Annotated in this window: 8 protein-coding genes; 7 read left to right on the top strand and 1 reads right to left on the bottom strand. The window is 62.5% G+C overall.

Features of this window, described 5'->3' with window-relative positions:
- From THIDRDRAFT_RS26310 to THIDRDRAFT_RS22705, 7 genes are all read left to right on the top strand, one after another.
- Positions 1-307: hypothetical protein (locus THIDRDRAFT_RS26310; protein WP_007043282.1), on the top strand; the 307-nt coding region annotated here is incomplete at its 5' end.
- A 363-nt stretch (positions 308-670) separates the two neighbouring features.
- The gene (locus THIDRDRAFT_RS22725; protein ID WP_040845914.1) at positions 671-1,174 is read left to right on the top strand and encodes a hypothetical protein; all 504 of its coding nucleotides are present in this window, start codon (positions 671-673) and stop codon (positions 1,172-1,174) included.
- Between the two features lie 66 nt (positions 1,175-1,240).
- Positions 1,241-1,528 (top strand): hypothetical protein, encoded by a 288-nt coding sequence (locus THIDRDRAFT_RS22720; RefSeq protein WP_007043279.1) that lies wholly within the window; start codon positions 1,241-1,243, stop codon positions 1,526-1,528.
- Between the two features lie 11 nt (positions 1,529-1,539).
- Positions 1,540-2,502 (top strand): hypothetical protein, encoded by a 963-nt coding sequence (locus THIDRDRAFT_RS22715; RefSeq protein WP_007043278.1) that lies wholly within the window; start codon positions 1,540-1,542, stop codon positions 2,500-2,502.
- A 5-nt stretch (positions 2,503-2,507) separates the two neighbouring features.
- Complete coding sequence (locus THIDRDRAFT_RS22710) at positions 2,508-3,128, top strand: hypothetical protein (protein WP_007043277.1); 621 nt, start codon at positions 2,508-2,510, stop codon at positions 3,126-3,128.
- Positions 3,129-3,199: 71 nt separating this feature from the next.
- Positions 3,200-3,394 carry an NrdR family transcriptional regulator gene (locus THIDRDRAFT_RS27170; RefSeq protein WP_007043276.1) on the top strand — a complete coding sequence of 65 codons (195 nt, stop codon included), beginning with the start codon at positions 3,200-3,202 and terminating at the stop codon, positions 3,392-3,394.
- 186 nt (positions 3,395-3,580) lie between these two features.
- On the top strand, positions 3,581-4,084 hold the full coding sequence (locus tag THIDRDRAFT_RS22705) for a hypothetical protein (RefSeq protein WP_040845910.1): 504 nt from the start codon (positions 3,581-3,583) through the stop codon (positions 4,082-4,084).
- Between the two features lie 3 nt (positions 4,085-4,087).
- Here the strand turns inward: THIDRDRAFT_RS22705 and THIDRDRAFT_RS22700 are convergent, their stop codons facing one another.
- Positions 4,088-5,035, bottom strand: a complete 948-nt coding sequence (locus tag THIDRDRAFT_RS22700) for an IS1595 family transposase (protein ID WP_007043275.1) — start codon at positions 5,033-5,035, stop codon at positions 4,088-4,090.
- Between the last annotated feature and the right edge of the window lie 174 nt (positions 5,036-5,209).

Raw genomic sequence — 5,209 nt, 5'->3', positions numbered from 1 at the left:
CAACGATTCTGAGGGAACCAGGGAACCTCAGTCGGCCGCCAACGATAGCGATGCCCGCTTTCTCGACACCGACCGGCGCCAGTGCTCCGACTGCCTCGCGCTGGAGTATGACGGCCAGTGTGCGGCCGCCCGTCGCCGCGAGCTGCCCCAGCATGCCCCATGGTTCGCGCCCGATCCCGAGACCCCTCGCCGCTGTATCGGCTACCGACCTGGCCCGGACGATCCCGACCAGCGCCTTGGCCGCGAGCGTTGGCCGAATCTCTATCGGCGTTTGTCGTCACTGACGGAAATGGAGGCGCCGAGATGACCCACCGAGTCCGCTGCTTCGACTGCCGGAACTGGAGACCGCGCCGTCCTGGCTGGTGTGAGATCGGGCGCCGCTACGTTCGCGGCCGTGGTCGCGCCTGGCGCTGCTGTGATGCGTTCGTGTTCCTGCCGCTGGTCAGCCCGCCCCACGGGTATTGCGTCACTGACGCTAAACCGCTGCGCCTGTTCGACGGACGCGAGTGGATCGAGGTCGAGCGGCCCAGGTTTACCGCGCCGACCGTGGGTGCGTCATGGCATTGATCAGGCGCCGGAGGATGGGACCCTGGCCAAGTGCCGCCAACCACGGGCGGCGACAGCGCGGGTTTCGACAAGGTTTCACCCCTCTTAGGGTGCTCGACAGCAGATGAAAACAAGCATTGATCGTGCCAGCGACCACATGGAGACCAAATCGATGACCCCGCGAGCGAATCCGCGCCAGCGCCTGCAACAGGTCGCTGAGTTGGTGCGCGACTACGGCCCCGCCGAGCTGGCCGACTGGTTCGGTGAGGGTGTGAACGAGTTCGAGGGTGGTGCCAAGCGCTCGCTGGACATGGCGCTCGGCCTGCGCGGACGTGGCATCGAGCTGCCGCCCCGTACCCTGGCTCGGGCGGCCCGGGATGCGGCCCTGGTGCGCGTCTGGCTGCTGTTTCCGGACCGTCCCGACGAGACCATCGCCACGCGCGGCCGACGCTTCGCGGCTTGGCTGACCGACTTCGGTCTGCGCCGCTGGCCACGGATCCAGTCCGGCGCCCGGGCGCCAGCGGACGCCCTGGAGGCGGAGGCCTGCGCCGCCTTCGAGGCGGCCGAGCCGCTGGTGAAGGTTCCGGCCAGCTGGGACCGGCTGCGGGCTATCGTGCTTGGCGAATAGGCCGATTTCAGTCCTGTTATCAGGCGGATATCTTGGGGCCGTCGCCACCTTCGCGAGGACCCCAGCATGGCCGATATTCCCAACCTGCAGACCAACCTCCTCGTCCTGACCGTGACCGATCAGGGCGCCCTCAAGCCCCCGCTGCGCGTGCGCACCCCCATCGTCGGCTGGCGTCTCCCCGATGACGCGGAGATCTCCGACCTCTATGCCGCCGTGCCGATCGCCGTCGAGGCTCCGAGTACCCATTTTGTCGTCATCGATGGCGCCAACGAGCAGGCCGTCGCCCCCGACGGTACCCGCTTCGCCTCGGAGAACGCGGCCGTCGATTGGCTGCTGGCCGCCGAACGCGCCTAAGGAGATTCATCATGCCTACCAATTCTGTCCAGACCCCGGTCAAAACCGCCCCAGTCACCCGTTATCCGCGCTCGGGCCGTCCCGCCAACATCGACACCCGCAAACCGTCCCCCGATTATGGTGTCGTGCGGGCACGGGTCGAAGCGTTGCGGGAGCACTCCAAGAACCTGTGCGGGAGCTACTCTCAGCTGCTCGAGCGCCTGCGGGACCGCTCGTTCCGCCTGGATCAGCACAAGATCGCGTTCCACGAGCGCTGGCGCCAGCCGCCCGAGCGCAACGCGGACGAGGTCGCGCTCTATGAGGAAACGAAAACCAACCTCAAGCGCGAAGAGGCGGAGATCGAGGCGTCCTACGAGCGCGCCGAGCAGATGGAGGCGCGCAGCAGTGCCGCCACAGGCTTGGTCGCCCAATGCGAACGCTGGTTCGAGAAGCACGCCGAGGCGCTGGTGGATGGCGCCCTGGAGCTGGCGCCGGTGAGCGCCGACACCAAGGCCACCCCGGCGCAGCTCAACCAGACCCGGACGCAGATCGAGACCGCCGAGCGGCATCTGGCGTCCCTGGATGGCGTGCCGACCTCGGCCACCGACCGCAAGGCCCTGCTGAGCCGGGCCGTGAAGGAGCGCACCCAACATTTCGAGTCCCGTTTACGGATCCCCGAGGCGACCCGCTGCGTCGATGATATCGACTTCAATCATCTGTTCGGCGCCTGGCATGGAGAGGTCTCGGATTTCTGGGGGCTGATCTGCTGGCTGCACGGCGAGGCCCTGGTCAAAAAGCTGGCCGCCGTCGAGGCCGAGGACGGTCCCTCGGAAGCCGAGCGCCTGGCCCAGATCGAGCAGCTACGGGCGGACCTCGAGGAGGCGTACCGGCTGGAGGAGTCCCTCTGTCGCGGCCTCGAGACGAGCGGGATGCAGGTCGACCGGCGCGCGGACGCCCCGCCCGAGGTCGTCCTGGCGCCAGCGGGAGGGAGGTGATCGCGATGACCTGGCGCCTTCCCCGTCTCAACGTCCAGAAACCCACCTTCAAGTACAGCAACCGCAAGCCGTCCGCCCCTCCCGCGAAGGCGGCGAGTTCCGCCAAGGCGGCCACGAGTGCGCCGCCACCAGCGCCACCGGCGCCGCAACAGGATTCGCTGCGCGTGGCCATTCAGACCGCCAAGAGTCCGGAAGTGGGCTGCGAACTGGTCAACCAGTACCTTGAGGCCGTCGATGCGAGCTGGAGAGTGCAGCCGCGCGAGGTGGCGCTCGATCCGCATCGCCTGCTCGCCATCGCCAAGGAATACAGCCAGACGGCGCTGGTGCCCGATCTGCTCGATCAGAACCTGACTGAGCACGAGGTCCACGCCCGCTTGGCCCTGGCTCGCAACCTCAAGGACCGCATGCACGCTGGCGGCCTGGGCGATTTCTACCAGGACACCCTCGCGACCATGCTCCGATCGCCCGTGGATGCGATCTGCCACGCCTTCATGCTGCGAATGGAGGAGGGAGAGCCCCAGATCCGGTCCGACCACCAGGCGACGGCGCGTGGTACCGCCGAGGCACTCACCCCGGCCTGGGAGGTCATGGCGGCCCGCAAGAAGCGGAGCGTACCGATCCGATAGCCGGTTCGGAACGCATCGGCCCGCCCGGCGCCGGCACCAGCAAAGACCGGGCATCCGCTATCCTTGGCACCATGGCTCAAGGCATCCCCTGTCCCCTCTGCGCGAGCGCCTCGCGCGTCCTCGAAACCCGCATGGCCAACGACGTCGTACTGCGACGGCGCCGCGAATGCACGGTCTGCCGGTTCCGCTTCTCGACCCTGGAGCGCATCATCAGTCCGGCCCGGTTCCGGGTCGATTGGGATCCGCTGGCGCAGAAGGCCAGCTGAGCGAAGGCGTTTCTTTACACCGCGGAGGCATGCATGAAGGCGAAGCGTAAAGCTCATATAGCCAGAGCTGAGAGCAACGGCCAGCCCAGCATCTTCACCAGCAAAGGCCAGCACCCTTTCGTGCTATACACTCAAGGAACTCAATATTGATATCTTTAGACTCCGAGCAATTAGCCTAATATTTTTATGGAAACCTCATGGAACCTCGAAGAACTTCGCGAGTTTGTTCGAAAGAACTGGAACTCCGAACAGTATCTACTCGACTTGATTTCATCGATTGATCGAGGAATCACAATCTTTCGCTATCATTTCTTTACCGCAAAGAAATCAATGAGCGAATATTTTGATGCAGACGCGAAGCCAAGAATTGAACATCTCAGGCTGGTCTTAGGCGCCTCAGAGAATCACGAATATCAAAGCGCCAAAATCTCCAATCAAGCCAACACAATTGCGGCAATTTATACTACGCGATCACTGTTTGATATATTTGCGCAACTTGTTCGCGCTCTCTTATTGAGAGATGAACTCACAGAACAGGACTGCAACATTAGGAAAGTTGAACAAAGACTAAAGGATGGAAACCTAAAAGAATGTATCAACAAAATCCTGATCAGCAAGGGTTTTTTATACGTCAATGCATTTGCAAATGTCTCTAAACATAGATACAACATAAAGCATGGGACTTCCTGATTATTAACATGCCTCAGCCATTTTCAGGAGACGGTGTGGCATCGGTGGAGTTCGCACGGCAGCCCATCCAAGGCGCGGGAGCATGGAGGCCAGATCAAATCGGCGATTGAAGCGATAGCAAAACTCGGCCAGGAAGCGCGGCAGATGCTTGCTGCTCACCTGATGATAGGAACCATGCAGGCTGTTTTTGACGTTACCGAGGACGGTGTTAAGCCACTGAAATTCGGGCAAGGCCATGCTGCGATAGCCGCCACCGGTGACGACGGGCTGGTGCTCGAACCCGGCGCTGGCGACGCCACGAAAGCACGCCAGCCCATCGGTGAGCACGATGGCATTGGGATCGAAGTGGCGCTTGGCGAAGCGCTCGACTTCGCGCGTGCGGAAGCCGGCCACCTTGCCCAGGCAAAGCCCGATCGGGTGGCCTTCTGCGTTGCAGGACAAGGCGGCGATGAACGCAACCTTGTTCGGTGAGCCGCGCCCAGGCTTGGCCCCGTGACGCTCCCCGCCCCAGTAGGCATCGTCGACCTCGATAACGCCCTTGAGTCGGGTTTGATCGTCACGCTCTTTCATGACCTGCAACAGCTTGTGCTTGACCCGCCAAGCGGTGAGATAGGAAACGCCCAGATGACGCTTGAACTCCAGCGCAGAGATGCCGTTTTTCTGCTGCGTCAACAAGAACATCGCCAGGAACCAGGTCGTGAGCGGCAGCTTGGTCGCCTCGAAGATCGTCCCAGCTGTCACGGAGGTTTGGTGATGGCAATGGCGGCACTGCAACAGGGCGCGCGTGCGCAGTCGCACCGGTACGCCGTTGTGACCGCAGCTCGGGCAGACGAACCTCTGCGGCCAGCGCCATTGCTCCAGAGCTTCAACGCACAGAGCTTCACGGCCGTAGTGCGTCATAAATTCCTGCAAGCTCAAGCCCTTCTGAAACTGGATCGGGTTTTGTGCCATCAGCGCTTCTCCAGGAACTCGCGATGGCCTCAGTATGCGCCGTCTCAGCACTCGCAGGCTGAGATTCGTAAATAATCAGGTGGGACTTTGATAGATATTCAAAACGGCAGGGCTGGGGTTAAGTTCAAAGGGTTCAAATATGTCAAGCGCAAACAACAAGAAGAAATCTATCCT

This window comes from Thiorhodococcus drewsii AZ1 (assembly GCF_000224065.1).
Taxonomy (GTDB): domain Bacteria; phylum Pseudomonadota; class Gammaproteobacteria; order Chromatiales; family Chromatiaceae; genus Imhoffiella; species Imhoffiella drewsii.
This window is presented reverse-complemented; position numbering and strand designations above follow the sequence as displayed.

Excerpts from the sequence above, each read along its gene's own strand:
- THIDRDRAFT_RS22725 (WP_040845914.1), top strand. The coding sequence starts at position 671 with ATGAAAACAAGCATTGATCGTGCCAGCGACCACATGGAGACCAAATCG.
- THIDRDRAFT_RS22720 (WP_007043279.1), top strand. The coding sequence starts at position 1,241 with ATGGCCGATATTCCCAACCTGCAGACCAACCTCCTCGTCCTGACCGTG.
- THIDRDRAFT_RS22715 (WP_007043278.1), top strand. The coding sequence starts at position 1,540 with ATGCCTACCAATTCTGTCCAGACCCCGGTCAAAACCGCCCCAGTCACC.
- THIDRDRAFT_RS22710 (WP_007043277.1), top strand. The coding sequence starts at position 2,508 with ATGACCTGGCGCCTTCCCCGTCTCAACGTCCAGAAACCCACCTTCAAG.
- THIDRDRAFT_RS27170 (WP_007043276.1), top strand. The coding sequence starts at position 3,200 with ATGGCTCAAGGCATCCCCTGTCCCCTCTGCGCGAGCGCCTCGCGCGTC.
- THIDRDRAFT_RS22705 (WP_040845910.1), top strand. The coding sequence starts at position 3,581 with ATGGAAACCTCATGGAACCTCGAAGAACTTCGCGAGTTTGTTCGAAAG.
- THIDRDRAFT_RS22700 (WP_007043275.1), bottom strand. The coding sequence starts at position 5,035 with ATGGCACAAAACCCGATCCAGTTTCAGAAGGGCTTGAGCTTGCAGGAA.